The organism is Chromobacterium sp. IRSSSOUMB001 (assembly GCF_023507765.1).
In the GTDB taxonomy this organism is placed as follows: Bacteria; Pseudomonadota; Gammaproteobacteria; order Burkholderiales; family Chromobacteriaceae; genus Chromobacterium; species Chromobacterium haemolyticum.
On sequence record NZ_JALCYU010000010.1, the window covers coordinates 206,255 to 232,664 of the forward strand.

26 protein-coding genes are annotated in these 26,410 nt (G+C 63.6%); 13 read left to right on the forward strand and 13 right to left on the reverse strand.

The window, feature by feature from the left end:
* Window positions 1-55: 55 nt before the first annotated feature.
* The 6 genes from ggt (at window position 56) to aac(6') (ending at window position 4,699) form a co-directional block, all read left to right on the forward strand.
* Window positions 56-1,813 carry a gamma-glutamyltransferase gene (gene ggt, locus MOV80_RS15115; RefSeq protein WP_191186757.1) on the forward strand — a complete coding sequence of 586 codons (1,758 nt, stop codon included), beginning with the start codon at window positions 56-58 and terminating at the stop codon, window positions 1,811-1,813.
* 200 nt (window positions 1,814-2,013) lie between these two features.
* A complete protein-coding gene (locus tag MOV80_RS15120) occupies window positions 2,014-2,775 on the forward strand; it encodes a transporter substrate-binding domain-containing protein (RefSeq protein ID WP_019099900.1) in 762 nt (253 codons plus the stop codon).
* A 273-nt stretch (window positions 2,776-3,048) separates the two neighbouring features.
* On the forward strand, window positions 3,049-3,423 hold the full coding sequence (locus MOV80_RS15125) for a multidrug efflux SMR transporter (RefSeq protein WP_019099899.1): 375 nt from the start codon (window positions 3,049-3,051) through the stop codon (window positions 3,421-3,423).
* Window positions 3,420-3,740, forward strand: coding sequence for an SMR family transporter (locus MOV80_RS15130; RefSeq protein WP_019099898.1), 321 nt, complete (start codon window positions 3,420-3,422; stop codon window positions 3,738-3,740). Before MOV80_RS15125 ends, MOV80_RS15130 begins: the two co-directional genes overlap by 4 nt.
* A 300-nt stretch (window positions 3,741-4,040) precedes the next feature.
* Window positions 4,041-4,172 carry a hypothetical protein gene (locus MOV80_RS23460; protein ID WP_254894676.1) on the forward strand — a complete coding sequence of 44 codons (132 nt, stop codon included), beginning with the start codon at window positions 4,041-4,043 and terminating at the stop codon, window positions 4,170-4,172.
* A gap of 83 nt (window positions 4,173-4,255) precedes the next feature.
* Entirely contained in the window at window positions 4,256-4,699 is a 444-nt protein-coding gene (gene aac(6'), locus MOV80_RS15135; protein WP_249605267.1) for an aminoglycoside 6'-N-acetyltransferase, read from the forward strand.
* 127 nt (window positions 4,700-4,826) lie between these two features.
* Here aac(6') and acnB read toward each other — a convergent pair whose 3' ends face one another.
* Entirely contained in the window at window positions 4,827-7,412 is a 2,586-nt protein-coding gene (gene acnB / locus MOV80_RS15140; protein ID WP_019101927.1) for a bifunctional aconitate hydratase 2/2-methylisocitrate dehydratase, read from the reverse strand.
* A gap of 216 nt (window positions 7,413-7,628) precedes the next feature.
* Here acnB and gcvA point away from each other — a divergent pair, with 216 nt between their 5' ends.
* The gene (gene gcvA, locus MOV80_RS15145) at window positions 7,629-8,522 is read left to right on the forward strand and encodes a transcriptional regulator GcvA (protein ID WP_019101926.1); all 894 of its coding nucleotides are present in this window, start codon (window positions 7,629-7,631) and stop codon (window positions 8,520-8,522) included.
* A 33-nt stretch (window positions 8,523-8,555) separates the two neighbouring features.
* Here gcvA and MOV80_RS15150 read toward each other — a convergent pair whose 3' ends face one another.
* Window positions 8,556-9,329, reverse strand: a complete 774-nt coding sequence (locus tag MOV80_RS15150; RefSeq protein ID WP_052051980.1) for an ABC transporter substrate-binding protein — start codon at window positions 9,327-9,329, stop codon at window positions 8,556-8,558.
* A gap of 199 nt (window positions 9,330-9,528) precedes the next feature.
* On the opposite strand from MOV80_RS15150, the gene MOV80_RS15155 reads away from it, so the two are divergent.
* Complete coding sequence (locus MOV80_RS15155; RefSeq protein ID WP_019101924.1) at window positions 9,529-10,536, forward strand: class 1 fructose-bisphosphatase; 1,008 nt, start codon at window positions 9,529-9,531, stop codon at window positions 10,534-10,536.
* A gap of 63 nt (window positions 10,537-10,599) precedes the next feature.
* On the opposite strand, the gene MOV80_RS15160 is transcribed toward MOV80_RS15155, so the two are convergent.
* Entirely contained in the window at window positions 10,600-11,148 is a 549-nt protein-coding gene (locus tag MOV80_RS15160; protein WP_039755177.1) for an NADAR family protein, read from the reverse strand.
* A gap of 430 nt (window positions 11,149-11,578) precedes the next feature.
* Here MOV80_RS15160 and MOV80_RS15165 point away from each other — a divergent pair, with 430 nt between their 5' ends.
* Entirely contained in the window at window positions 11,579-11,815 is a 237-nt protein-coding gene (locus MOV80_RS15165; protein ID WP_019101921.1) for a helix-turn-helix transcriptional regulator, read from the forward strand.
* 17 nt (window positions 11,816-11,832) lie between these two features.
* Here the strand turns inward: MOV80_RS15165 and MOV80_RS15170 are convergent, their stop codons facing one another.
* Genes MOV80_RS15170 through MOV80_RS15185 form a run of 4 tightly spaced genes read right to left on the reverse strand, consistent with a single transcriptional unit; the run spans window position 11,833 to window position 15,341 of the window.
* Complete coding sequence (locus MOV80_RS15170; RefSeq protein WP_019101920.1) at window positions 11,833-12,981, reverse strand: betaine/proline/choline family ABC transporter ATP-binding protein; 1,149 nt, start codon at window positions 12,979-12,981, stop codon at window positions 11,833-11,835.
* Window positions 12,981-13,640, reverse strand: coding sequence for an ABC transporter permease (locus MOV80_RS15175; RefSeq protein ID WP_019101919.1), 660 nt, complete (start codon window positions 13,638-13,640; stop codon window positions 12,981-12,983). Before MOV80_RS15175 ends, MOV80_RS15170 begins: the two co-directional genes overlap by 1 nt.
* A gap of 10 nt (window positions 13,641-13,650) precedes the next feature.
* Window positions 13,651-14,571, reverse strand: a complete 921-nt coding sequence (locus tag MOV80_RS15180; RefSeq protein WP_019101918.1) for a glycine betaine ABC transporter substrate-binding protein — start codon at window positions 14,569-14,571, stop codon at window positions 13,651-13,653.
* A gap of 53 nt (window positions 14,572-14,624) precedes the next feature.
* On the reverse strand, window positions 14,625-15,341 hold the full coding sequence (locus MOV80_RS15185; RefSeq protein ID WP_019101917.1) for an ABC transporter permease: 717 nt from the start codon (window positions 15,339-15,341) through the stop codon (window positions 14,625-14,627).
* Between the two features lie 458 nt (window positions 15,342-15,799).
* Here MOV80_RS15185 and MOV80_RS15190 point away from each other — a divergent pair, with 458 nt between their 5' ends.
* Complete coding sequence (locus MOV80_RS15190) at window positions 15,800-16,699, forward strand: LysR family transcriptional regulator (protein ID WP_249605268.1); 900 nt, start codon at window positions 15,800-15,802, stop codon at window positions 16,697-16,699.
* 39 nt (window positions 16,700-16,738) lie between these two features.
* Window positions 16,739-17,512: a 3-oxoacyl-ACP reductase FabG gene (gene fabG / locus MOV80_RS15195; protein WP_249605269.1), complete on the forward strand. Its 774-nt coding sequence runs from the start codon at window positions 16,739-16,741 to the stop codon at window positions 17,510-17,512.
* Here fabG and MOV80_RS15200 read toward each other — a convergent pair.
* The 6 genes from MOV80_RS15200 to MOV80_RS23370 are packed head-to-tail and all read right to left on the reverse strand — an operon-like array spanning window position 17,509 to window position 23,647.
* Window positions 17,509-17,940, reverse strand: a complete 432-nt coding sequence (locus MOV80_RS15200; RefSeq protein WP_249605270.1) for a GNAT family N-acetyltransferase — start codon at window positions 17,938-17,940, stop codon at window positions 17,509-17,511. The two genes, fabG and MOV80_RS15200, sit on opposite strands and share 4 nt — an antisense overlap.
* Entirely contained in the window at window positions 17,937-18,857 is a 921-nt protein-coding gene (locus MOV80_RS15205; RefSeq protein WP_019101913.1) for an EamA family transporter, read from the reverse strand. Before MOV80_RS15205 ends, MOV80_RS15200 begins: the two co-directional genes overlap by 4 nt.
* Complete coding sequence (locus MOV80_RS15210; RefSeq protein ID WP_249605271.1) at window positions 18,854-20,131, reverse strand: aminotransferase class III-fold pyridoxal phosphate-dependent enzyme; 1,278 nt, start codon at window positions 20,129-20,131, stop codon at window positions 18,854-18,856. Before MOV80_RS15210 ends, MOV80_RS15205 begins: the two co-directional genes overlap by 4 nt.
* On the reverse strand, window positions 20,115-21,605 hold the full coding sequence (locus tag MOV80_RS15215) for a hypothetical protein (protein WP_249605272.1): 1,491 nt from the start codon (window positions 21,603-21,605) through the stop codon (window positions 20,115-20,117). Before MOV80_RS15215 ends, MOV80_RS15210 begins: the two co-directional genes overlap by 17 nt.
* A gap of 41 nt (window positions 21,606-21,646) precedes the next feature.
* Window positions 21,647-22,648: a hypothetical protein gene (locus MOV80_RS15220; RefSeq protein WP_249605273.1), complete on the reverse strand. Its 1,002-nt coding sequence runs from the start codon at window positions 22,646-22,648 to the stop codon at window positions 21,647-21,649.
* Window positions 22,649-22,657: 9 nt separating this feature from the next.
* Entirely contained in the window at window positions 22,658-23,647 is a 990-nt protein-coding gene (locus MOV80_RS23370) for an iron-containing redox enzyme family protein (RefSeq protein WP_019101909.1), read from the reverse strand.
* Window positions 23,648-24,238: 591 nt separating this feature from the next.
* Here MOV80_RS23370 and MOV80_RS15230 point away from each other — a divergent pair.
* The gene (locus MOV80_RS15230) at window positions 24,239-25,834 is read left to right on the forward strand and encodes an ABC transporter substrate-binding protein (RefSeq protein ID WP_191186764.1); all 1,596 of its coding nucleotides are present in this window, start codon (window positions 24,239-24,241) and stop codon (window positions 25,832-25,834) included.
* 363 nt (window positions 25,835-26,197) lie between these two features.
* Window positions 26,198-26,410, forward strand: a 213-nt coding sequence (locus tag MOV80_RS15235) for a hypothetical protein (RefSeq protein ID WP_249605274.1), incomplete at its 3' end; no start/stop codon positions are given.

Sequence of the window (26,410 nt, forward strand, 5' to 3'; positions counted from 1 at the left end):
GAATGTTCTCGCAATCACAACATTCATAAAACGCAAACAACAAAGGAGAATCACCATGACGCCATTCCGTACCCGCCCAAGACTGCTGCTAAGCGCGCTGGCCTTAAGCCTGAGCCTGGGCTTCAACGCCCCGGCCCTGGCGCTGAGCCCGCCGGCGGCGCCGCAGGTCAAATACGATTACGACTACGATGTTTTCCACCCGGTCTACGCTCGCAACGGCATGGTGGCCACCGAGCAAGGCCTGGCCACCCAAGTGGGGCTGGACATTCTGCGCCAGGGCGGCAATGCGGTAGACGCCGCGGTGGCCGTGGGCTTTGCGCTGGCGGTGACGCTGCCCAACGCCGGCAACCTGGGCGGCGGCGGCTTCATGGTGCTGCACGACGCCAAGAGCGGCCGCAATATCGCGCTGGATTTCCGCGAGATCGCGCCGGCCAAGGCCGGCCGCGACATGTATCTGGACGCTCAGGGCAAGGTGGTTGACGGCCGCTCTCTGTACACCCACCTGGCGGTGGGCGTGCCCGGCACCGTGGCCGGCCTGGCCCACGCCCAGCAGCGCTGGGGCACCCTGCCGCTGGCCAAGGTGATCGCGCCGGCGGTGAAGCTGGCGGAGCAAGGCTTCGCGGTGTCGCAGACGCTGGCGGAAATGCTGGAGGTGGAAAAAGACAATCTGGGCCGATGGGACAGCAGCCGCGCGGTGTTTTTCCGCGACGGCCGCCCGCTGCGCGCCGGCGAAAAACTGGTGCAGCGCGATTTGGGACAATCTCTGCGCCTGATCGCGCAACAAGGGCCGAAAGCCTTTTATCAGGGCAGCATCGCCGACAAGATCGTGGCGGAGATGGCGCGCCACGGCGGCCTGATCAACAAGGCTGACCTCGCCGGCTACAAGGTGGAGGAGCGCGCGCCGGTCAACGGCAGCTACCGCGGCTACCAAGTGGTGTCCATGCCGCCCCCCAGCTCCGGCGGCATCCACATAGTCCAGATCCTGAACCTGCTGGAACGCTATCCGCTGGCCGATTACGGCCCCAACAGCGCGCAAACCATCCACTATCTGGCCGAGGCGATGAAACTAGCCTACGCCGACCGCTCGGAATACCTGGGCGACCCGGCCTTCGTCAAAGTGCCGCAGGCCGGGCTGACCTCCAAGCGTTACGCCGACCAATTGGCGACGACGATAGACCCGGTCAAGGCCCGGCCCGCCGCCGAGATCAAGCCCGGCAAGCCGCAGCCCTATGAAAGCGACCAGACCACCCACTACTCCATAGTGGACAAGCAAGGCAACGCGGTGGCGGTGACTTACACGCTGAACCTGAACTTCGGCAGCGGCATCGTTGCCGGCGGCACCGGCATTTTGCTCAATAACGAGATGGACGACTTTTCCGTCAAGCCCGGCGTGCCCAACGCCTTCGGCCTGATCGGCGGCGACGCCAATGCGGTGGCGGCCGGCAAGCGGCCCTTGTCGTCGATGTCGCCGACGCTGGTGCTGAAAAACGGCAAACCCTGGCTGGTGACCGGCAGCCCTGGCGGCGCGCGCATCATCACCACCACCTTGCAAACCATCGTCAACGCCATCGATTTCGGCATGAACCCGGCCGAAGCCGCGTCCACGCCGCGGGTTCACCACCAGTGGCTGCCGGATGAGCTGCGGGTGGAAAAAGGCCTGAGTCCGGACACGCTGCGGCTGTTGCGCGAGCAAGGCTACAAGATCTCGCTCAAGCCCAGCATGGGCCGGACCCAGACCATACAACTGCGCGACGGCGGCTTGTATGGGTATTCCGACCCGCGCAACCCGGATGGCGCCACGATGGGCTATTAAGAACTTGCTCACGATCCGCCGCACAAGATCGTAAACGCGTTCCAAGTCGCGCCGGCCAGGCGGCTCCCCGCTATCAGCGTCAAGGAAGCGCCTGGCCGGCCGATAAAGCGTTAAACCGGCATGAAAACTCAACCATAATGTAACAAGGCATCCGAACCTGGCCGCCGGTCCAACGCCGTTCATTGGGGAGAAGCCCGCACATGCTGAAATTGCTGAGCAGCGCCGCGCTGGCCTTGTCGTTGCCGCTCCATGTCGACGCGGCCACCCTGCACTTCGTCACCCAGGATTTCCCGCCCTTCATCGAAGTAACCGAAAAACCCCAGCCGCAGGGACTGATGGTGGACACGCTGGTGGCGGTATGCCAGCGGCTGAACTGGAGTTGCGAAGTTCAGGCCATGGTGTGGCGCCGCGCTTTGTTGCTGGCAGAGGAAGGCAAGGTGGACGGCATCTTTCCAGTCCAGGACACGCCGGAGCGCAGGATATCGCTGGCCTTGAGCGCGCCGGTGTACAACAGCAGCTACGGCCTGTTCGCCACCGCCAGCTCCACCTTCCGCTACCAGCAAGCGCAGGATCTGCAAAACCACCGCATTGCGGTATACGGCCCGTCGGTGACGCAGAACGCCTTGGACAAGCTGATTGCCGGCCTGCCCAATATGAACATTTCAGTGGAAAACAACCAGGAAACAGTGTTAAAAAAATTGGCCGCCATGCGTTACGGCTCGGACGCGGTGGCTTTTGCCAATGAAGACGTTACTCGCTATATTATCCGCCGCGAAGCGCTGAGCGGCCTCCGCCCGCTGGCCACCATCCAACCGCTGACCTACCTCTACGGTTTCCCGTTAAAGTCAGTCAAACCGGGCATGGTGGCGGATTTCAACCAAGCCTTGAACGCGCTGTGCCACGACGGCACGCTGCCCCGTCTGGCGCGCCGCTACAACGTCCGGCTGGCTGCTTGCAAATAGCATTTGAAAGTTTTTGCTATCAATTAAATTGAACATCCATTAGCGATGTGTTATATTTGTTCAAAATTTCAAACAGCCACCATAAGCGCCACGCCATTTTTGGCGCTTATCTTGCGCTTCAATGCGATAAACAACCCTTCTGCCCCAAACGGTTTTACGGGGCGGTCTAAGCGACCGACTGTCTTTGCTGACGGCGTCATCCGCGCTTTTCGCGGAGCGTTGTTGCGCCTCTAGCGCATGTGGCTTCCGGATTTCCAATCACAGGAGCGTAGCATGCAAACTCAATCTTCTCCCCACCCCTGGCTGGGCTGGGCTTTTCTGCTGGTAGCCATCGGCACCGAGATTCTAGGCACGTCCTTCATGGCTTACGCCGCACGCACCGAAAGCTACTGGGGCTACGGCGTGATGGCGGCGGCATTGGCGCTGTCCTATTACTTCCTGTCTCTCGCCATCCGCACCATCTCCGTGGGCGTGGCTTACGCCGCCTGGGAAGCCCTGGGCCTGGCCGGCCTGGCGCTGATCGGGGTCTATCTGTTTGGCGAAACCTTGCTGACTCAGGAAATCATCGGACTGGGTCTGTCTGTGGTGGGCATTGCCTGCGTGGTGTCCGGCGAAGCCGATGAACAAGCCCAGGAGCAAAACGCATGAAAACCGTATTCTATTTATTCGTGGTGTCCTCGGCCCTGATCGAAGTGGCTGCCAACCTGATGCTGGAAAAGTCCAACGGCTTCCGCAACAAGGCCTGGGGCTTCGGCGCCATCGCCATGGTTTGGGTGGCTTTCACCCTTCTTGGCCAGGCAGTGCGGGGCATCGACCTTGCCGTTGCTTACGCGCTGTGGGGCGCGCTGGGCATCATCGGCACCGCCATCGGCGCCCGCGTCTTTTTTGGCCAGCGGCTCAAGCCGCTGGGCTGGGTGGGCATGGCGGTGGTGATTTCCTCGGTGGTGGTGCTGACCACCGCCTGATAAACCTCGGCGGCGCTTCGTGACGCTGTTAGAACGTGTTTACGATCTCGCGAGCTAAGGCGAGACAAGGCGAAAACGGCTGAGAAAGCGGAATGTACGAGTGGTACATGAGCATTTTGAAGACGGTTTCAACGCCGTATCGCCGACGCGCAGCAGATCGTAAACAGGTTCTTATGACGCGCCGCCGCGCTCGACCTGTCCTATCTGAGTATGGCGACGCGCGCCATAACGGTTTAGGGTACGGGCTCCATCCAAGCAATGAAAGGCTGAGACATGCAACAGTATCGAGTTGTGAGCAGCATGAGCCAAGAGTCCTTGGAAAACACCCAAGCCTTGCTCACCCTCTGCGAGCACTGCGCCAGCGATGTCGGCATCCTGGCCATCCATGGCGAAACAGATCAACCTTGCGAGCTGTGCGGCGAAGCCGATTGACACGCCGCCTTCGACCACACAGCGGGCCGGCCATGCCGGCCCTTTGTTTTTCCCGGCGCCTCCGCGCCGGCACGGGAATACCGATGCCGATTCAAAAACTGGACCGCGCCGCCCTGCCAGACTGGGCGGCGCTGCGCCAACAACTCTGGCCGCACCATGCCCCCACCAGCCACTACCAAGACGGCGAGGCCATTCTCGCGTCGGGCCACCTTGCCGCCTTCCTGGCGCGAGACGCCGCCGGCCAGGCCGTGGGCTTCGCCGACGCCGCGATCCGGCACGACTATGTCAATGGTTGCGCCAACAGCCCGGTCGCCTTCCTGGAAGGCATTTTCGTGTTGCCCGCCTGCCGGCGAAACGGCATCGCCCGGCAATTGGTGGCGGCGGTGCAGGCCTGGGGCTTGGAACACGACTGCATGGAACTAGCGTCCGACGCGCCGCTGGACAATCTCGCCTCACAAAGCATGCATGCCCGCTTGGGTTTCGAGGAGACGGAGAGAGTGGTGTTTTATCGAATGCCGCTGCGCTGAATCAGGCTTGCATCCAATAAAAATACCCCGCTTGCGCGGGGTATTCTTTTGGGGGTACGTCCAGGGGCATTCAATGATACGCTCCGGACGCCTCGCCAGGGCTCAGACAATCAAATCATTGATTTGATTACACCTTCACGGTATCCGCCAGTTCCTGGTAATCGGCGATCTCGTTGAAGTTCATGTAGCGGTAAACTTCGCCTGCCTTCTGATTGAGCACGCCGATGTCGGCCATGTATTCCTCCTTGGTCGGGATGCGGCCCAGACGGGAGCAGATCGCGGCCAGTTCGGCGGAACCCAGGTACACATTGGAGTTCTTGCCCAGACGGTTGGGGAAGTTGCGAGTGGAGGTGGACATCACGGTAGCGCCCTCCTTCACCTGCGCCTGGTTGCCCATGCACAGCGAGCAGCCCGGCATTTCCATACGCGCGCCGGCGGTGCCGAAGGTGCCGTAATGGCCTTCCGCGGTCAGCTGTTCAGCGTCCATCTTGGTTGGCGGCGCCACCCACAGTTTCACCGGGATGTCGCGCTTGCCTTCCAACAGCTTGGAGGCGGCACGGAAGTGGCCGATATTGGTCATGCAAGAACCGATGAACACTTCGTCGATCTTGGCGCCGGCCACGTCGGACAGGGTTTTCACGTCGTCCGGATCGTTCGGGCAAGCCACGATGGGCTCGTGGATGTCGGCCAGATCGATCTCGATCACCGCCGCGTATTCCGCGTCGGCGTCGCCCTTCAGCAGCTGCGGATTGGCGATCCAGGCCTCCATCGCCTTGATGCGGCGCTCCAGCGTGCGCGCGTCCTGATAGCCGTTGGCGATCATGGTCTTCATCAGGGTGATGTTGGAGGTCATGTATTCGATGATGGGCGCTTTGTCCAAGTGCACCGTGCAACCGGCGGCGGAGCGCTCGGCGGAAGCGTCGGACAGCTCGAAAGCTTGCTCCACCTTCAAATCCGGCAGGCCTTCAATTTCCAGAATGCGGCCGGAGAAGGCGTTTTTCTTGCCGGCTTTGGCCACGGTCAGCAGGCCTTGCTTGATCGCGTACAGCGGGATGGCGTTGACCAGATCGCGCAGGGTCACGCCCGGCTGCATCTTGCCCTTGAAGCGCACCAGCACCGATTCAGGCATGTCCAGCGGCATCACGCCGGTGGCGGCGGCGAAGGCCACCAGGCCGGAGCCGGCCGGGAAGGAGATGCCGATCGGGAAACGGGTGTGGCTGTCGCCGCCGGTGCCCACGGTGTCCGGCAGCAGCAGGCGGTTCAGCCAGCTGTGGATCACGCCGTCGCCCGGACGCAGCGACACGCCGCCGCGGGTGGAGATGAAGGCCGGCAGTTCTTTGTGCATCTTCACATCCACCGGCTTGGGATAAGCGGCGGTGTGGCAGAAGGACTGCATCACCAGATCGGCGGAGAACCCCAGGCAGGCCAGATCTTTCAGTTCGTCGCGGGTCATCGGGCCGGTGGTGTCCTGCGAGCCGACGGTCGTCATCTTCGGTTCGCAGTAAGTGCCCGGGCGCACGCCCTGGCCTTCCGGCAGACCACAGGCGCGGCCAACCATTTTCTGAGCCAGACTGAAACCCTTGCCGGAATCAACCGGGGATTTGGGCAGACGGAACTCGGTGGACGCCGGCAGGCCCAGCGCTTCGCGCGCCTTGCCCGTCAGGCCGCGGCCGATGATCAGGTTGATGCGGCCGCCGGCGCGCACTTCGTCCAGAATCACTTCGGACTTGAGCGCGAAGTCCGCGATCTTCTGGCCGGCCTTCTCGATCTTGCCTTCATACGGGTAGATGTCGATGACGTCGCCCATCTCCATCTTGGACACGTCCACTTCGATCGGCAGCGCGCCGGAGTCTTCCTGAGTGTTGAAGAAGATGGGAGCGATCTTGCCGCCCAGGCACACGCCGCCGAAGCGTTTGTTCGGCACGTAGGGGATGTCTTCGCCCGTGCCCCAGATCACGCTGTTGGTGGCGGATTTGCGGCTGGAGCCGGTGCCGACCACGTCGCCCACGTAGGCAACCAGGTGGCCTTTTTTCTTCAGGTCCTCGATGAACTGCATCGGGCCGCGCTTGCCGTCTTCTTCCGGAGTGATGCCGGGACGAGCGTTCTTCAGCATGGCGAGATAATGCAGCGGGATGTCCGGGCGGCTCCAGGCATCCGGCGCCGGGGACAGGTCGTCGGTATTGGTTTCGCCGGTGACCTTGAACACGGTGACGGTGATTTTCTCAGCCACCTCCGGGCGGCTGGTGAACCATTCAGCGTTGGCCCAGGACTCCACCACCTGCTTGGCGAAGGCGTTGCCCTTGTCCATTTTTTCCTTCACGTCGTGGAAGGCGTCGAACATCAGCAGGGTTTTCTTCAGGCCGTCCGCGGCGATCTGGGCCACGGCGGCGTCGTCCAGCAGGTCGATCAGCGGCTTGATGTTGTAGCCGCCCAGCATGGTCCCCAGCAACTGGGTGGCCAGTTCGCGGGAGATCAGCGGGGATTGGGCGTCGCCCTCGGCCACGGCGGCCAGGAAGGAAGCCTTGACCTTGGCGGCGTCGTCCACGCCCGGCGGCACGCGGTGGGTGATCAGTTCGACCAGGGTGCTTTCTTCGCCCTTGGGCGGGTTTTTCAGCAGTTCCACCAGCGCTTCCACTTGCTTGGCGGACAGCGGCAGCGGCGGGATGCCCAGCGCGGCGCGCTCGGCCACGTGTTGACGGTAAGCTTCCAGCATGACTTTGGACCTTTATGGCTTGGGTTGTTGGCAGCGTCCCCGGCAAGGCCGGGACTCCGACGCTGCGGGACATGGGGTAAGGCGATTGCTGCGGCCACCAAGGCCGCGCTGCGACACCCATTGGCGCGGCCTTGATTTCATGCCTGAAGATTACGCTGTTAGCCGTCCGCTTTCAAACGAGTTATCGCAACATAGATTGTGAGTTAAAATCACAGCATGAGCACTTACCCCCCTCTCAACACCCTGCGCATTTTTGAGGCAGCGGCCCGGCTGGAAAGCTTTTCCGCCGCCGCAGGCGAACTCTTCGTCACCCACGGGGCTGTGAGCAAGCAGATCAAGCAATTGGAGGATTGGCTGGGCGTGCCGCTGTTCGAGCGCAGCGGCGGCAGGGTCAAGCTGACCGACCCCGGCTGGCGCTATCTGGTGCAAGTGCAAGACGGCCTGGACCTGATCGCCAACGCCACTTCCCAACTGCTGCAAGCGGACAGCCGGCGCCGGGTCAGCATCAATTCCACGCCCACCTTCGCCATGTACTGGCTGCTGCCGCGGCTGAGCCGTTTTCGCGGGCAGTTTCCGGAGCTGGAACTGCACCTGGCCACATCGGACCGCGACATCAGCCGGTTGGACAGCCCGTTCGACATCGCCATCCGTCGCGGCCCCGGCGATTGGCCCGGCCACATCGCCAAGCCCTTCCTGAAAGAATGGGAGCTGCCGCTGTGCAGCCCGGCGCTGCTAGCCGGCGCGCCCATCGCCAGCCCGGCGGATTTGGCCCGCCACACCCTACTCTACGCCGACACCCGCCCCACCGCGTGGCCGCGCTGGCTGACCTTGGCCGGGGTGCCGGAGCTCAAACCGGCCAGCGCCCTGCACTTCGATAGTTTCTCGCTGGCCTTGCAAGCGGCGATGGATGGCTTGGGCGTGGTGCTGGGCCCCATGCCGATGGCGCAGGCGCAGATAGACGCCGGCGTTCTGCTCTCGCCGTTGCCGGCGCCGGTGGCCACGGTGCGCGATTACTGCTGGGTGGCGCCGCGCGCGGCGGCGGAGGACGCCGCCGTCGCCGCATTCTGCCGCTGGCTGGAAAGCGAGGCAGCCCGCCCCGACACGGCCTGAACCCGTATCGAAGCCGCGCGAACATGGGTGAAATCAATGTCCGGAGCCGGGTTGCAGGCCAATCAGCTTGACATCCATAGGCGCAACGTCGCGCGGCAGCCATTTGTTGTAAATGCGTTTGAAGCTCCCGTCTTTCTTGACGGCGCTGAACGCGGCCTGCCAGCGCTTCACCTCCGCCGCCGAGGTGCCGCGCGAAAACGCCAGATACAACTCCAGCGTTTCCAGCACTCGCACCACTTCCACTGCGTCCGGCGGCTGGTGGATATCTTTCAGCACCGATGCGACGACGAATCCGCCTTCCGACCACATATCGTAGCGGCCCACCAGCAGCTTCTGCGCGGTGATCTGCGGAGTGGGCGCCAGGTCCACCTCCACAAAACCGGCCGCAATCGCCGCGTCGGCGAAAATGCTGCCGCGGTAAGCGCCCACCGGCCGGTGATAGATGCCGTTGCCCAAAGCCAGTAAGCCGGCCGCTTCGCCTTTACGCGCCAGCAACACGGTCTGAGAAATGGCGATGGGCCCCAGCAGCGTCATCTGTTTCTCCCGTGTGTCGTTTCGACCCACGGTGAACAGCATTACCCCCGGCGTAGTCAGCAACTCCTTATACCCGCGCGCCCAGGGCACCACGTCGATGGCGCTGTTGTCGTGCATCCGCGCCTGGATTTCGCGCACCACTTCCACCGCCATGCCGTCCGGCACGCCGTTGTGTTGGAAAGTGATGGGAGGCCAGTCCTCGGTGTAAATGGTGATCGCCCGCGCCTGCCAAGCCGTCAGCAGCAATAGCAGCGCCAATAAACCCTTAGCCATGATCTTTCCCCGTGCCGCGTGAACCCGCTTTTATTCATAGCCGTTTCACGCGCCGCCTGCCGGCCATTTCCGCCGCCCGCCGCGCCGCCAGGGGCATAACGACCGCAAGACGCTTATCCGTTATAATAAGGCGGTCAAGCCGGCGCAGCCGGCATATCGAGCATTTGTTTCGCGCACCCACCCAAAGCTAAGGATTGCCATGAGCCGCATCACCCTCTCCCGCTTTTTGATCGAACAGCAACGCAAGGCAGGCACGCTGCCGCCTGAGTTGCGCTTGCTGATCGAAACCGTAGGCCGCGCCTGCAAAGCCATCAGCTACTCGGTGAACAAGGGCGCGCTGGCCGACGTGCTGGGCGAAGCCGGCACCGGCAACATACAGGGCGAGGCGCAGAAAAAGCTGGACGTGATCGCCAACGACTACCTGCTGGACGCCAATGAATGGGGCGGCAGCCTGGCGGCGATGGCCTCAGAGGAAATGGAGCTGCCTTACCACATCCCCGGCGAATACCCGAAGGGGGAGTACCTGTTGATGTTCGATCCGCTGGACGGCTCATCCAATATCGACGTCAACATCTCGGTGGGCACCATCTTCTCCATCCTGCGCTGCCCCCAGGGCATCGACCACGCCACCGAGAGCGCCTTCCTTCAGCCCGGCACCGAGCAAGTGGCGGCCGGCTACACCGTGTACGGCCCGCAAACTTTATTGGTGCTGACCTTTGGCAGCGGCGTCCACGGCTTCACGCTGGACCGCGAACAAGGCTCTTTCGTGCTGACCCACCCGGACATGAAAGTGCCGGAAAGCACCGGCGAATTCGCCATCAACATGTCCAATATGCGTCACTGGGACGCGCCGGTGAAACGCTATGTCGACGAACTGCTGGCCGGCAGCACCGGTCCGCGCGGCCGCGATTTCAACATGCGCTGGGTGGCGTCCATGGTGGCCGAGGTACATCGCATCCTGACACGCGGCGGCATCTTCATGTACCCGCGCGACGCGCGCACCCCGGACCAGGCCGGCAAGCTGCGCCTGATGTACGAAGGCAACCCGATGGCCTTCGTGGTGGAACAGGCCGGCGGCGCGGCCACCAACGGCCATCAGCGCATCATGGACATCCAGCCGCAGAAGCTGCACGAGCGGGTGGCCGTGTTCCTGGGCTCCAAGGAAGAAGTGGAACGCGTCACCGCCTACCACGCCGAACAGCGGTAAGCGCGCGCCAAAAGAAAAACCCCTGTCAAAACCGACAGGGGTTTTTCTTGCTTGCCACCCACGCTAGCGCAGGCGCTCGCGCACTTCCATCAGCGCGAAGCCCAACAGATTGCTGCCGTCCCACATGTCCGGCAGCCGGGCCTGCGGGTCGTCCTCGGCCCAGCCTATGCCCCAGACGCAATCCACCGGGCTGGCCTCCACCAGAATAGCGTCGCCGGTGGCGCGCAGAAAATCGCCCAGCGCCGGGTTTTGCTCAAACTTGGCCAGATTGCCCCGCATCACCACTTCGCAGCAGCACTGCTGCCAAAAGTCGCTGTCGAAGCCCCGCACCTGACGTCCCAAGGCCTTGGCCTCGGCCGGCGTGGCCGCGGCCAGTATCCTGCTCCGAATCTCCGCGTCTTCGAACAAACGCGCCTTTTCCGCCATCATGTAATGCTCGGCGCTGGCGTACCCTACTCCGTCAAGTTCAAAACCAGCGGGGAACCACTGGCTCAGACAGCTCTTGCAAACACTGCCTTCATGTTTAGGTCTATGCCCCCAGAAAAACAGAAAATCCAGGGTTTCGCCGGCCGCAGCCCGCTTGCGCAACTCACTTACTGTCCGGATCGCCATGGTCCGCGTCCTCCACTTCCTGCGCGGCCATATGCCGCAAAAATGCCAAGAGCCCCTCTTTGTCCGCTGTCGCCGCGGCGCTGAACATCTGCATGGCCATCACTATAAAGAGCCGGAATCGGGTTAGACAAGCGCGGCGCGCAGCCGACCCGCGCGTGAATCCACCGGTTTCCACGTAAACAGACAAAAACAATGATTAATTACCGCATGACGATGATTTGGCCGCATCCGCCCATATTCCGGGCGCAGTGGATATGCAACACCGCCCTACCAACATAGGACCGACCACCCCGCTTGCCCATGGGTAAAACTACTCAGCGCAAGCGCAACCGTCCGCATTGCCATGAAGCGGCGTAGCGGAGTATGTTTTCCCCCATAAGGCTGATAAGCCGCTGTTGGAAAAGACATTACAAGCCCTGGGGAGACCGGCATGGCTATCGTGATCACGCTGGACGTCATGCTGGCTCAACGCAAGATCAAATCCAAGGATCTGGCGCGGGCCATCGACATCACGCCGCATAATCTGTCGCTACTGAAACTGGGCAAAGTCAAAAGCCTGCGCCTGGATACGCTGGACGCGCTGTGCCGGCAGTTGGGCTGCCAGCCCGGCGATTTACTGACCCACGTGCGGGAAGCGGACCCGACGGACGGAGAGCCGTCGGTCTGATTCTCCGCCCGCCCGCGTCAGCGGGCCGTCTGACGCGGACCGCGCGCCGAGGTGCGGCCCGAATTCAAATAGCCGGCGATGTAGTCTTGCGACACTTCGCCGTTGTAGCGGCCGTCGTCATCCAGCACCGGCATCCAGGTCAGGTTGTGCTCATACAAGCGGGACAGCACCACGCGCAGGTTCTCGCCCGCCGCCGCTGTCACGCTCACCGGCTTGATCTTGTCCGCGCACACGCCGTCCGCGCCGCGCGCGTCGCGACGACGGACAAAACCCAGCGGCTGGCCGTCTTCGTCCACCACGGTCAAGTGCATCAGGTCGTTGTCGTCCATCAGGGCGTAAGCCGCCGCCAGCGGCGTATCCAGCCGCGCGGTCAGCGTTTCCTGCTGATCGGCCACTTCGCCGGCCTGCACCAGCAACAGGCGCTTGAGCGTGCGGTCCTGGCCAACGAAGCTGGCGACGAAATCGTCCGCGGGACGCGCCAGAATTTCGTCGGAGCCGGCACACTGCACCATGCGGCCCTGACGGAACACCGCGATGCGGTCTCCCAGCTTGATCGCTTCGTCGATATCGTGGCTGACCAGCATCACGGTCTTGCCCAACTGCCGCTGCATTTGCAGGAACTCGTTCTGAATCTGCTCACGGTTGATCGGGTCCACCGCGCCGAAGGGTTCGTCCATCAGCAAGACCGGCGCATCGGCCGCCAACGCGCGGATCACGCCGATGCGCTGTTGCTGGCCGCCGGACATCTCGCGCGGATAACGCTGCAGGAAGCGGTTGGGGTCCAAGGCCACCATGCTCATCAGTTCGCGCGCGCGCTCGCGGCAGCGCTTCTTGTCCCAGCCCAGCATCCGCGGCACAACAGTGATGTTGTCCTCAATGGTCATATTGGGGAACAGGCCGATTTGCTGGATCACATAGCCGATCTGGCGGCGCAGCGTCACGCTGTCGATGCCGGCGGTGTCCTCGCCGTTGATCAAGACCTTGCCAGACGTGGGTTCGATCAAGCGGTTGATCATTTTCATCGTGGTGGTCTTGCCGCAGCCGGACGGGCCCAACAACACGCAGATCTCGCCTTCCGGCACATGCAGATTGACATTGTCCACCGCCTGGAAGACCTGGCCGTTTTTCTGGGTAAATTGCTTGCAGAGGTTTTGCAGTTCAATCATCAACGAATTCCTTTCGGGGTCAGCGCGCGCTGAGCGCGCAGCAACAACCAGTCCATCGCGACGGCGAGCACGCTCACCGCCACCGCGCCGGCAATCAGCTTGCGAATGTCGCTCTGGCTGATGCCGTGCAATATCAGAGTGCCCAAGCCGCCGGCGCCGACGATGGCGGCTATCGCCATCACGCCGATGTTCAGCACCACCGCGGTGCGGATGCCGGCAAAGATCAGCGGCGTGGCCAGCGGCAGTTCCACCCAGCGCAAGCGCTGCCAGAAGGTCAGCCCCAGGCCGCGGCCGGCCTCGCGCACGCCGGGCTCAAGATGCGTCAGCGCGGTATGGGTGTTGCGCACGATGGGCAACAGGGAATACAGGAAGGCGGCGGTGATGGCCGGCACCGCGCCGATGCCCTGCCCGATCATGGAAAACAGCGGCACCATCAAGCCGAACAAGGCGATGGCCGGAATGGTCAGCACCACGGTGGCCAGGCCCAGCACTAGGCCGGCCAGCGCCTGGAAGCGCACGATCAGCACGCCCAAAGGCACGCCCAGCAGCACCGCCAGCCCAACGGCGATGCCCACCAGTCTCAGGTGCTGCTCGGCCAAAACCGCGATTTGCGGCAGGTTTTGCCAGATGAACTGGCAGGTTTGCAATAGGGTTTCCATGCGGCTTCCTTTAGATCAGGCCGCGCTGGCGCAGGAACTCGCTGGCGACTTCCTTCACCGGACGGTGTTCGATGTCCACCTTGGCGTTGAGCTCGGACATGGTGTCGTTGTCCAGCAAGGCCGCCAGCTTGTTCAGTTCGTCGGCGAGGCCGGGGTTGCGCTCCAGCGTGTCGCGGCGCACCACCGGCGTGGCGGCGTAGGCCGGGAAATAACCCATGTCGTCCTGCAGCACCACCAGATCAAAGCCTTTTACGCGGCCGTCGGTGGTGTAGACCAGGCCGGCGTCGACGAAGCCGTCGCGGATGGCGTTGTACACCAAGCCCGGATCCATCTGACGGATTTGCGGGCGGCTCAATTCCATGCCGTAGAGCTGCTGCATTGGCTTGAGGCCGTCAGGACGTCCGGCGAACTCCATGTCGAAACCCAACTGCCAGCGCTTGGAGCCGCCGTTGTTTTCATTGACCCGCCGCGCCAGATCGGACAGCGTGCGCACGCCCTCGGCCTCGGCGCGCTCGCGTTTCATCGCCAGCGCGTAGGTATTGTTGAGCGGAGCCGGGTTCAGCCAGATCAACCCCAGGGGTTCGTCCAGCTTCTTGACCGTGGCGTAAGCCTCCTCGTTGCTCATTTTCTTCTGGATGCCGTGATGAATGATCAGGCCGGTGCCGGTGTAGTCCCACACCAGATCCAGTTGGCGGTTCTCCAGCGCGTTGCGCAGGATCACCGTCGCCAGGTCCGCCTTTTGCGTGACCTGGTAACCCTTGCTGCCCAGGTACTGCGCGGTGATATCGGACAGCAGGTGCTGTTCGGTGAAGTTCTTGCTGCCCAACACCAGGCCGGCGGCAAAGGCCGGCACTGCGCTCAGCAAGGCCGCCAGCGTCAGCGCGCGGCGCGCCAGCTTGCGCCAGGGCGAGAAGAAAAGTGCTTGTGTCATAGATGTCCTCCGTGCGAGCGCCCGCCGGAACGGGCGACAGGGGGGTATTCGAATCAGGCCAGGCCGCGGGCGGCGGCCAGACGGCCCAGGCCGGCCAGCGTCATGTCCAGCGTCAGCGCGATCAGCGCGGTGCCGCCGGCGCCCAGCAGCAGCGCGGTATGGTTGTTCAGATAGATGCCGGGGAAGATCAGCTCGCCGTAGCTGCTGGCGCCAATCAGGAAGGCCAGCGGCGCGGTGCCCACGTTCAAGGCCAGCGCCACCCGCACACCGGTCAGTATCACCGGCAAGGCGTTGGGCAGCTCCACCCGCCACAACCGTTGACGCGGGGTCATGCCCAGCGCGTCGGCGGCTTCCAGCAGCGCCGGCTGCAGGCCGGCCAGGCCGGCGTAGGTGTTGCGCACAATGGGCAGCAATGACGCCAGGAACAGCGCCACGATGGCCGGCGCGTCGCCGATGCCGATCAGGGCCATCGCCAGCGCCAACACCGCCATGGGCGGCAACGTGTTGCCGATATTGAAAATCTGCATCCAGTGCTCGGCGCTGCCCCGCAGCCGCTGGCGGCTGAGCAACACGCCGCTGGGCAAGCCCACGGCCAGAGCCAGCGCCATGGAGACGCCCACCAGATAAAGATGTTGCCGGCCCAGGTAGATCAGATCTTCCCGGTACTCGGTCCATACGGCTGGGCTTACACCGTAAATCAATCCCGCCGCCGCTACGGCGACCAGGATCAGCCCGATCATGCTGCGCTTGCTAAACGCTCTTTTGTGCATCTGCGTCCTCCTTGGCGAAAGCAATGGCCGGCAAGGCCACGGCGATCCGCTGTAATGATCGCGACAACTAGAGAGCTGCCAGTAAATAGACATCCGGCGCGGGCCGGACATGAGGTGCGTTTAAACGCGAGGCTCGACGGCGCGAAACCGTCGATTTTGAGTGGCGCGGTGTGCGCCTGATGAAAAACCTAATAAGTTATAACACTGTTTGTATCGAACATGCAAATTTTCTAATGTTCATGGCAACACTTAAAGAGCAAGGGCAAGGCATTGAAAAAGCAATCTTTCTTTTTGTTCACATCAAACAAAATAGATAATTTGGCCGCTCTCCTTCGCCCAGCCCTATAAGGTACGCGCGCGTTGGGCCCGCCCGCGCCGTCCCAACGGCCACTTGCCGCCGCTCGGCCCCGAAGCCAGAATGCGCTGTTTCGTCCGTTGCAACAATCACGGCAAAAAATATGGATCGATTGCATTTGATGACTGTATTCATCGCGGTGGCGGAAGCGGAAAGCTTCGCCGGCGCGGCGCGTAAACTGGGCATGTCGCCGCCGGCGGCTACGCGCGCGGTGGCGGCGTTGGAGGCGCGGCTGCAAGCCCGCCTACTCAACCGCAGCACCCGCCATGTGCGCGTTACCGAGGCCGGCCAGCGCTATCTGGAAGACGCTCGCCGCGTGATCGCCGCGGCGGACGAGGCCGACGAAGCCGCCTCCGGCGGGAATGCGCCGCCGCGCGGCTTGCTGACCATCACCGCGCCGGCGCTGTTCGGCCTGCGCTACGTGATGCCTGGGATCAACGACTACCTGCTGCGCCATCCCGAGGTGACGGTGGACGCCTTGCTGCTGGACCGCGTGGTCAACCTTCTGGAAGAAGGCGTGGACGTGGCCGTCCGCATCGGCGAGTTGCCGGACTCCAACCTGAGCGCCCTGCGCGTCGGCCAAGTGCGGCGGGTGGTCTGCGCGGCGCCGGCCTATCTCGCCGAGCGCGGCGCGCCGCGCTCGCCGGCGGACTTGCAGCGGCACTCGCTGATCGCCTCTCGCGGCGTGGGCTCCAGCCACGAATGGCGTTTCAGCGACGGCGGCAAACCGCTGAGCGTGCGTCTCAAGCCCAGGCTCACCGTCAGCAACAACGAGGCGGCCATCGCCGCCGCGGTGGCGGGCCTGGGCCTTACCCGCCTGCTGTCTTACCAAGTGGCACCGCAATTAGCCGCCGGCCAATTGCAACAGGTGCTGGCCGAATACGACGACGCCAGCCAGCCCATCCACATCCTGCATCAAGAAGGCAGACTGGCCTCGGCCAAAACCCGGACCTTCATCGACTTGATGGCGGAGCGGCTGCGCGGCCACCCCGAGCTGCGCTAACGCCATCGACACCGCCATCCCCCCACAAGGAGATTCATCATGTTGACCCCGCTCAAGGACAAAACCGTACTCATCACCGGCGGCACCGCCGGCATCGGTCTGGGCCTGGCCCGGGCTTTCGCCCGCGCCGGCGCGCGCGTGGCCATCAGCGGCCGCAGCCGGGACAAGCTGGACGCCGCGCTGGCCCTCCTGCGCGCCGAAGGCCTGAACGCGTCCGGCCATATCGCCGACGTGGGCCGCCCCGAGGATGTCGCCCGCCTGATGGCGGACACCGCGACGCAAAACGGCTTGGACGTGCTGTGCTGCAATGCGGGCGTGTTCCCGTCCGCGCCGCTGGAGAGCATGAGCGCGGAGGAGTGGGACCAGGTGCAGCACACCAATGTGCGCGGCAACTTCCTCTGCGTGCAGGCGGCGCTGCCCTATCTGCGTCAAGCTGAATACGGCCGCGTTATCCTGACCTCCTCCATCACCGGCCCGGTCACCGGCTACGCCGGCTGGAGCCATTACGGCGCCAGCAAGGCGGCGCAACTGGGCTTCATGCGCAGCGCGGCCCTGGAGCTGGCGCGCGACGCCATCACCATCAACGCGGTACTGCCGGGCAATGTGCTGACCGAAGGTTTGCGCGAGCTGGGCGAGGACTACCTGGACAAAATGGCCGCGGCGGTGCCGCTGCGGCGGCTGGGCAGCGTCGACGACATCGCCAATGCCGCGCTGTTCTTCGCCAGCAAGGAGGCGGGATTCATCACCGGCCAGACCCTGATCGTTGACGGCGGCCAGGTGTTGCCTGAGTCGCTGGACGCGCTGGCCGGCTAGCCCTGATAGACATCCGGCCGGTGCAGCTCCATATAGCGTTCCGGATGCTCCAACGCGGCGAAGCCGAACGGCCGGTACACCGCGTGGGCGTTGGAAGTCACCAGCACGATGCGACGCAGCCGGGCCAAGGCCGGCTCGGCGGCGACGCATTGCATCAACTGCCGCGCATAACCCCGCCCGCGGCATTCCGGCACCACGAACACATCGCATAGGTAGCCGAAAGTGGCCAGATCGGTCACCACGCGGGCAAAGCCCACCTGCCGGCCGTCCAGGTAGGCACCGAAGCACAGCGAGCCGGCAATCGCCTGCTCCACGGTGGCGCGAGGAATGCCCTTCGCCCAGGGGGCGTGATTATGCAGGAAGGCGTGGATCAGCGCCACGTCCAGCCTGTGCTTGTCGGTGGAGATGTCCAGTTCCGGCTTTCTCATCGCGGCGCGGCTCCCTTGCTCAGGTGGACCCGCGCGAGCCAAGCGCGCAAGACGCCCAGTTTGCCCGCGTAGGTGTTCAGCGCCAGCGCCGCCACGATCAAGGCCGACGCGACAATGCTGAGCGCGTCGTAGCGCTCGTTCAGGATCAAATAGCCGCCCAGCAGGCCGAACACCGGGCTGAGCAGCGAAAACGGCGCCACCAGCGTGGCCGGATACAGGCTGAGCAGTTTGCCCCAACTGCCCAGCGCGAACAGCGTGCCGATCAAGGCCAGGAACAACAGCGCCAGCGTGGCGGTCCAGCCGAAGCCGGCCAACGCGGCCCAAGCCGCCGCCGGGCCGCCCTCCAGCGCGAAGGACAGCAGCAGCAGAGGCAGCGGCGGCACCAGGCTCATCCATACGGTGAAGGCGAACATGTCCACCTTGCCGGCCCGCTTGAGCTCCACATTGCCCCAGGCGAAGCCGGCCGAGCCGATCAAGGCCAGCGCCAGCGGCAGCAAGGGCAAGGCGTCATGATAACGAGCGTAACCCAATAGCAACACGCCTAGCAGGGCCAGCGCCATCACCGCCTTTTGCAGCAGGGATCGCGTCTCGCCCAGCAACAGGCTGGCCAGCAGCAAAGTGATGAACACCTGCAACTGGGCCAGCACCGACACGATGCCGGCCGGCATGCCCAGCTTGATGGCGGAGAACAGACAGGCGAACTGGATCACCCCCAGGCACAGCCCGGCGCGCAAATACCAGCGCCAGGGCAAGGACGGCCGCGAAAACCACCAGGCCCCGGCGGCGAACACCACCACGAAGCGCAAGGCCGCCAGCAAAAGCGGCGGGCACTCGGTCAAGCCTATCTTCACCACGATGAAGCTGAGGCCCCAGATGGCCGCCACCAGCACCGCCAGCAATACGTGTCCTATCTTCATGATGTCGTCGCCTCTTGCTCCAGCGCGGCGATCGCGCGCCGGCAAGCTTCCAGGAAATAATCCAACTCCGTCTCCGCCACGTTCAGCGGCGGCAGCAAGCGCAACGCGGCGGCGTCGTGGGCCGCCGGCGCCGTCAGCGCGCCTTCTTGCAGCAATTGCAGCCACAGCAGGCCGGCCGCGCCCTCGCCCAGCCGCTCTTGCGCCGCCGGGCCGGCGCGCAGCGCCAGCATCAATCCCACGCCCTCCAGCTCAAAACCCTCCAGCCCGGCTCCGCGCCAGCGTCGCCGCAAAGCTTCGCCGCGCTCCCGCGCTTGCGCCGGCGCGTCCAATTGGCGCAGCAGGCTCAGCATGCGCAGTCCGCAGCACAACGCCAGCCGGTTGCCCCCAAAGGTGGAACCGTGGATCTTGGCGCAGCCGGGCCGGGCGAACACCGCCTGGTAAATATCTTCGCGAAACAACAGCGCCGACACCGGCAGCACGCCGCCGCTCAGGCCCTTGGCCGCAATCAGCATATCCGGCGCCGGCGCGCCCAGCGCCTGGTAAGCAAACCAGGCGCCGCAGCGGCCCAGGCCGGACAAGGCCTCGTCGTAAATCAGCCGCGCGCCGTGGCGGCGGCACAGTTCAGCCAGCTCCGACAAGGCCTCGCCGCGCCAGGCGCGCGCGCCGGCGCTGCCCTGCACCGGTTCCAGCAGCACCGCGGCCACGTCGCCGCGCGCCAGTTCCGCCGCCGCCGCGGCCGGGTCGCCCCAGGGCAGGACAGCGCAGTCCTCGCCACGCGGCAGGCCCTGGCGCCAGAAGTCGCCGCCGGCCAAGGCGGTAGCCTCCAGCGTCAAGCCGTGGAAGCCGCCGTCGAAGCTCAAGGCGCGCCGGCGGCCGCTGGCCATCCGCGCCAGCTTCAGCGCGCCCTCCACCGCCTCGGCGCCGGTGCTGGCGAACAGCGCCTTGCCGTCGGCGAAGCCGGCCAGCGCCAGCAGCTCCGCCGCCAGATCGCCGGCCAAGCCGGAAACCCCCAGCGGATGGAGATTGGGCGCGGGATCGAACAGGTCTTCGGCCAAGCCGGCCAGCAAGGCTTGCGGCCGATGGCCCAATACCACCGCGCCGTAGCCGGCGACGAAGTCCAACCAACGCCGGCCATCCTCCAGCCGCAGCCAGCAGCCCTCTGCCTCCAGCGGCCGGGCGTCCAGCCCGCATTGCCGCAACACGTCCAGCCAAGCCGGGTTGACGCTGGCCGCGTAGGCCGTTTGCGTCGCCTCGCGCTCAGCCGGCGACGGCATAGCTGTCCAGCGAGCAGACGGCCAATTGCGACTGCGGGCCGTAAAAATCCGCCACCTGGTCCATCGCCCGCAGATTGAGCTCCAGCAGATACGCCAGATTGGCTAGCGCGCGCTGCTGCGTCAGCGGCGACAAGGCGCTGATTTCACGGAAAAACAACCGCGACAACGCCGCGTGATTAAGCTCGACGTTGAGATCGTCGTGGCGCTTGGCCACGCGCTGGTAATCGGCGCGAAACTCCACCAGCGATTCCAGCCGCTCGTGCACCGGGTTGTCCACGCCCAGCATGCCCTCGGTCACCATGATGGAGCTCAGATAGCCGATTGGATCGTAGCGGCCCAGCACGGTGAAGGCGTCGACATAGGCCTGAAACAGCGGCAAGGGCAGCGCCTGATCCAGCCAGGCCGGCGGCACCCCCAACGCTTCGCAGGTGGCGCGCTCGTAGACCTCATGGCCCAGCTCTTCCTGGAAGTAACGGTAAACGCGTTGCTTCAGCGGGCTGCGCAGCCGCTTGGTCATCAACGGCGCGATGATTTCGACGAAGCGCTGAGTGACATGGTATTGCTCGATGAACAAGCCTTGCACCAAGGGGCCGAAGCCGGCGTCCTCGGCGTTCACCCGGCTTACGTAGCGCGATTCGCCCAGCTGGGCCAGGCCGTCCAGCGCAAACTGCTCGGCGCGGCGCATGAAGTTGACGCCGCTGTCCACCGTGGACGCCGGCTCCCGGCTGAGCAGCCTACGCCGCGCCTGAGGCTTGGGCGCCAGCAGCAGCAAGTCCGCCAGGCACAGCAAATAGGCTTCCAGATGCGCCGGGCAGTAGAAGCCGTCGCTGGCGGGGTCTTCCTCCGCGCGAGCCTCCCGGCGGCTGAGCCCGACAAAGCCGGCGCCGTCGGCAAAGCCGTTGAGCACCCGCCGCCACAGCGTCAGCGCCTGCGGGAGGTTGTCGGCCAGATACAGCTTTTGCAGGTAGAAGGTTTGCAGCGCGAAATTGTCACGCCACTCCGGCGCGCCCACATCGTCAATGCAAAAAGCGTCGGCCCGCGGCGCCGGCTCATCCAACAAGCGCAGCATGCTCAGCACCACCGGCGCGTAAGCGCCGCGCGCGTCCGCGGCGGTGGCCGCCAACATTTTGTCGACGCAGCGCCGGATCAAGGCATCCCACTGCCTGCGTTGCCGCGCCAGCGCCGCCGGGTCCGCCGGCGCGTCGCGGATCAGCGACAAGGCGTCTAGCTGCTCCGCCAGCGACAGCTGCCAGGACGGCGCCGACCCGGCGTGGATGTCGAACCAAATCTCCGCGTCCGGATTGGCCATGGCCAGCACGCTGTCCAGCACCCGGCCGCCTTCCACGCCGGAAAGCTGGATTTCGTACTCCTTGGCGTCCGCCGCCAGCACCACGGTCTGGCCGTCGTCGGCCAGGTGAGCGCTGAACGGCACCAGATGCGGCGCGCGATAATGGGTGACTTGCCAGGCTTCCATCGCTCTCTCCTTGGCTGCCGTCTCGGGGCTACTGCGGGGGATTACAAATAGAGCCGCGGCATCAAGGCGTCCGGCCGGCTGTAGTAATCGACGATTTCCTCATCCTGCAAGGCCATGGTTTCTATGGTCAGCACCAGGTTTTTCTCCACTACCAGCTGCTCCTCGCGGCTGATGGCGCTGATGTCCTGCAACAACTCTGCGGTGATGTCGTCGTGCCCCAGCGTGTCGTTGAGGTAGGCGTGGCGCAGCAGCGGCTCCCAAAAGCCCTTGTCCAGCCCGGCGCGCTCGCAGCAACGCACCAGCGCGCGGTTGAACTCGTCGCCGGGCATTTCGAACAGAAACAACACGCTCTTGAACGACAACAAATGCTGACGCGCGAACACGCCCAGCGCCGCGCACAAGGCGAAGGTGGACGGCAGCGGCTGCAGGTGGTCCAGCCCTTCCACCTCCATGTCCACGCTGGCCAGGCTCTCCGCCAGCATCTGATCGTGATCCAGCTCCGACACCAGGAAGCGCTGGATGCTGCGTTGATTCTGCCAGCTGTCCGCGTGCGACAGCGCCGAAGCGATCAGGCCCGGCGCCGCGCGCACCAGGAAGTAATACTCCAGCGCGTAGCCGATCAGCACATTGCGCGGCGCGCTGCCGTCGGACAACATGCCGTAAAGCCGGGAGTGGCCGCGCTTGCGCATCGCCCGCTGCGCCAGATTGCGCAGCCGGGTGTTGAATTCGCAGCCGGACAGCGCGTCGTCCGGCAATTCAAAGCTCGCCTCGGTCACTAGGCCCAGGCGGTCCAGCTCTTCCAGCAGGCCGGGAATCGTCCCCGCCAGTTCGGGATGCGCGGCGCGCAACGCGGACATGCTGGCCGGCGCGCGTTGCAGGTCGTCCAGCAAGGCCAGCAATTGCAGGCGGCCCTCGTCGGCCACTTGCAAGTCGCAGGACTGCTCGCGGTACAGCAGGGCTACGCCGCCGTCCTGCTGCTGGATTTCCACCCCGGGCCGCAGCGCCGGGCAATGAAACAGATCATGAGTGCCGGGTCCGTGCATATTGCCTCCTCAGTAATGCTCGATGCGGCGCAGCAGGGTGTCGGCGTGCAGATAGTGCCGCCAGACCGCGCTGTAGAAAGCGTCGTAAAGTTCAACAAACAAATGGGTTTGCGCCAGCAGGCGCCGCGCCGTCTCCTGGTCCACCACCGGAATCTGCGCGAAGATCTTGCGGGTCAGGCTGCCGTGCTCGCCCTTCAGATTGATGTCCGAGTGCGCCTTCACCGGGCGCAGAAACTCCGCGTCCACGCCCAAACGGTAGGCGGCGTCCAGGAAGGAGTCTTGACGAATGTCCTTGCCCTCCAGAATGCCCAGCGTGGTGAAGAAGAACAGCGGATCGTTGTGCGACCAATACGCCAGCGCGTTGCACAGCGCCATGGTCTGCGGCAGGGGCACGGTGTGCGCCAGGTCCTCGCGGCTGACGCCGATGCGGTTCAAGGCCTGCAACAGCAGCTCGTCGTGGCCGTATTCCTCGGCGAAGAAAGCGTTCATCGCCAGCCGCACCTGAGTATTGGGCACATAGGACAGCACCGGCGCGTCGAAATAGCTTTCGCGGAACAAAAAGTGATAGTTCTCTATCACCATGCCGTGGAACACCCGCTCTGGAATATCGCCCGGCTGGCTGGCGTTCTGGCAGTGGGTCCAGAACGGATTGCGGTACAGCGTCTGGTACAACAGGCGGTTGGACAGATCCTCCACCTCCAGCAGCACCTCCAGCCCGGTCTTGCCGCGCGCCGGCGCCAGCGGGCGGATGACGCCGTAGTTTTCCAGGCTGATCAGCAGACGCCGCACCTCGTCGGCGGATTGACGCGGCAGGATGCGCTCCGCGTCCAACTGGCTGCAGCCACGCGCCAGCCGCTCCATCAGCGCGCTGACCTCCTCCGCGTTGGCTAGGCCGGCGGAAATCTCCAACTCCTCGTCGCCGGCGGTCTTGACCACCAGCGGCGTCTGCGAAATCACATCGCCGTTCAGGCAAAAACGAAGATCGGACGGATGGGACACGAGGACGTCTCCTCTTAAAGATGAGCGCGGCCGCCGGCAAGCCGGCGGCGCGGAATCCGGATCGGTCAGGGCCTTGCGCCTGAAACGGCAGCCCCGCCATACCCGATTACAAGTGAACCGGTACCAGGACCGGACGCGGATTGCGGGGTTTGACCACGACCACCGCTTCTTGCGTGCTGGCTTGCATTTGGCTCTCCTTGGCTTAAGAGAAAACAAAAACGCCCTTTTGCAGGCAACCCTATCTTATGCCTGCCGCCGCTCCGCAGAAACGGCAAAAAACTGACACAAATAACTGTTTTTAAATGCCATTCGCAAAATAAGGCGACCTCATAGAAACGGCGTATTGCGAATGCGGACGCGGCCGCGCCGCAGCGCACGATTGACGCCGGGCGAACAATCTATATGCTGGCAAGGTCTTCCATTCCCTCCTTCGCCACTCGTCCCTGCGTTGAATTTCACCCAAACGCATGCCGGTTCGCCAAACGGCGGGAATTGGACAGACTGACAAATAGAAAGCCCTCAAGGGCCTGCAATGCACTCTCGAAGAAGGCGCTCGCCGCCCTTCATCGCTCTGCAAATAGGGAAATAGAAATGAAAATGATCCAACCGCAACTGTTGGCCGCGGCCTGCTGCGCCGCTTTCGCCGTATCCGTTCAGGCCGCCGGCACTCTGGTTTACTGTTCCGAAGCCAGCCCGGACGGCTTCGACTCCGCCCAGTTCACCTCCGGCACCACCTTCGATGCCGCCGGCCACGCCATGTTCGACCGCCTGGTGGGCTTTGAGAAAGGCTCGACCAAGGCCATTCCCAGCCTGGCCACCTCCTGGAGCGCCTCGCCGGACGGCAAGATCTACACCTTCAAGCTGCGCCAGAGCGTGAAGTTCCACACCACCGACTATTTCAAGCCGACGCGCGACTTCAACGCCGACGACGTGGTGTTCACCTTCATGCGCATGTTCGACAAGAACCACCCCTTCCGCAAAGCCTACAACACGGAATTCCCCTACGCGGTGGACACCGGCCTGGCCAGCAACGTCAGCGCGGTGGAAAAAGTGGACGCGCAAACGGTGCGCTTCGTGCTGAAGGCGCCGGACGCCGACCTGGCGATCAAGATCGCCATGCCCTTCGCCTCCATCCTGTCCGCGGAATACGCCGACCAACTGCTCAAGGCCGGCCGCGCCGCCGACATCAACCAAAAGCCGGTGGGCACCGGCCCCTTCATCTTCAAGCGCTACCAGAAAGACGCGCAAATCCGCTACGCCGGCAACAAAGCGTATTGGGACAAGGGCGCGGTCAAGGTGGACAATCTGGTGTTCGCCATCGCCACCGATCCCTCGGTGCGCTACCAGAAGATGAAAGCCGGCGAGTGCCAGATCATGTCCTACCCGCGCCCCAGCGATCTGGCGGTGATGAAGACCGATCCCAAGTTGAAGATGCTGACCGCGCCCGGCTTCAATATCGGCTACCTCAGCTACAACATGGACAAGCCGCAGCTGAAAAAACGCGAGGTGCGTCAAGCGCTGGACATGGCGATTAACCGCCAGGCCATCATAGACGCGGTCTACCAGGGCCAAGGCCAGGCCGCCAGCAATCCCTTCCCGTCCTCGCTGTGGTCCTACAACAAGAGCCTGAAGAACGCGCCCTACAACGTGGCCGCCGCCAAGGCGCTACTGGCCAAGGCCGGCTATCCCAACGGCTTCGAACTGAGCCTGTGGGCGATGCCGGTGCAACGGCCGTACAACCCCAACGCCAAGCTGATGGCGGAGATGATCCAGTCGGACTGGGCCAAGATAGGCGTGAAGGCCAAGATCGTGTCCTATGAATGGGGCGAATACCTGAAGCGGATGAAGCGCGGCGAGCACGACGCCGGCCTGATGGGCTGGACCGGCGACTACGCCAGCCCGGACAACTTCCTGGGCGTGCTGCTCAGTTGCGAGGCGGTGAACGGCTCCAACTACTCGCGCTACTGCGACAAAGAGTTCGACACGCTCGTGGTCAAGGCGCGCACCCTGAACGATCAGGCCGAACGCGCCAAGCTGTACTCGCAGGCGCAAACCATCTTCAAACGCGACCTGCCGTGGACCACCATCGCCCACTCCATCGTCAACCAGCCTATGCGCAAGGAAGTGACCGGCTTCAAGATCAGCCCCTTCGGCGATTACGAGTTCAGCGGCGTCAGCGTCAAATAAACCTTTCCCCCAAGCGGGCGTCGCTTTACGGCGCCCGCTTTGTTTCAACTCCCCTCGCAGGCCCAGGCTAAAGCCGTTTCAACTCCAAGCAGCCTACTTCACTTTCCCTCATAAAAAATATAATCAATTAATTTATTTTATAAAACAAGCAGACAAACCCGCTAGGCTTCATTCCATGAGCCGCATTTGATTTAGTTCAAACATTTCCCGTCATTTTCAGACTTTTCCTGATTCACAGCCTCGCTTAAACATGGCTGAATCGCCATTGACATACTTTGGATATTAAATGACTGCTTAAAAAGGAGAATTGACATGCCTTTGAATAGTCAACCATCAAACCATTACAGTTTAAAAATATTAGCTGTGGCAGATTTTGAAATCGACGTCATTGATTTCACCCTGAACGAATCCCTGGGCCGGCCCTTCGCCGCCGACATCCGCGTCACTTCCGCTCGCCAAGACATCGACCTCGTCTCCCTGCTGGACCGCTACGCGCTGCTCTCCATCCACGGCCCCCACCCGGACGCCATCCTGTTTCCAGAGACTCCACCACAGCTATTGCGCCGCTGGCGCGGC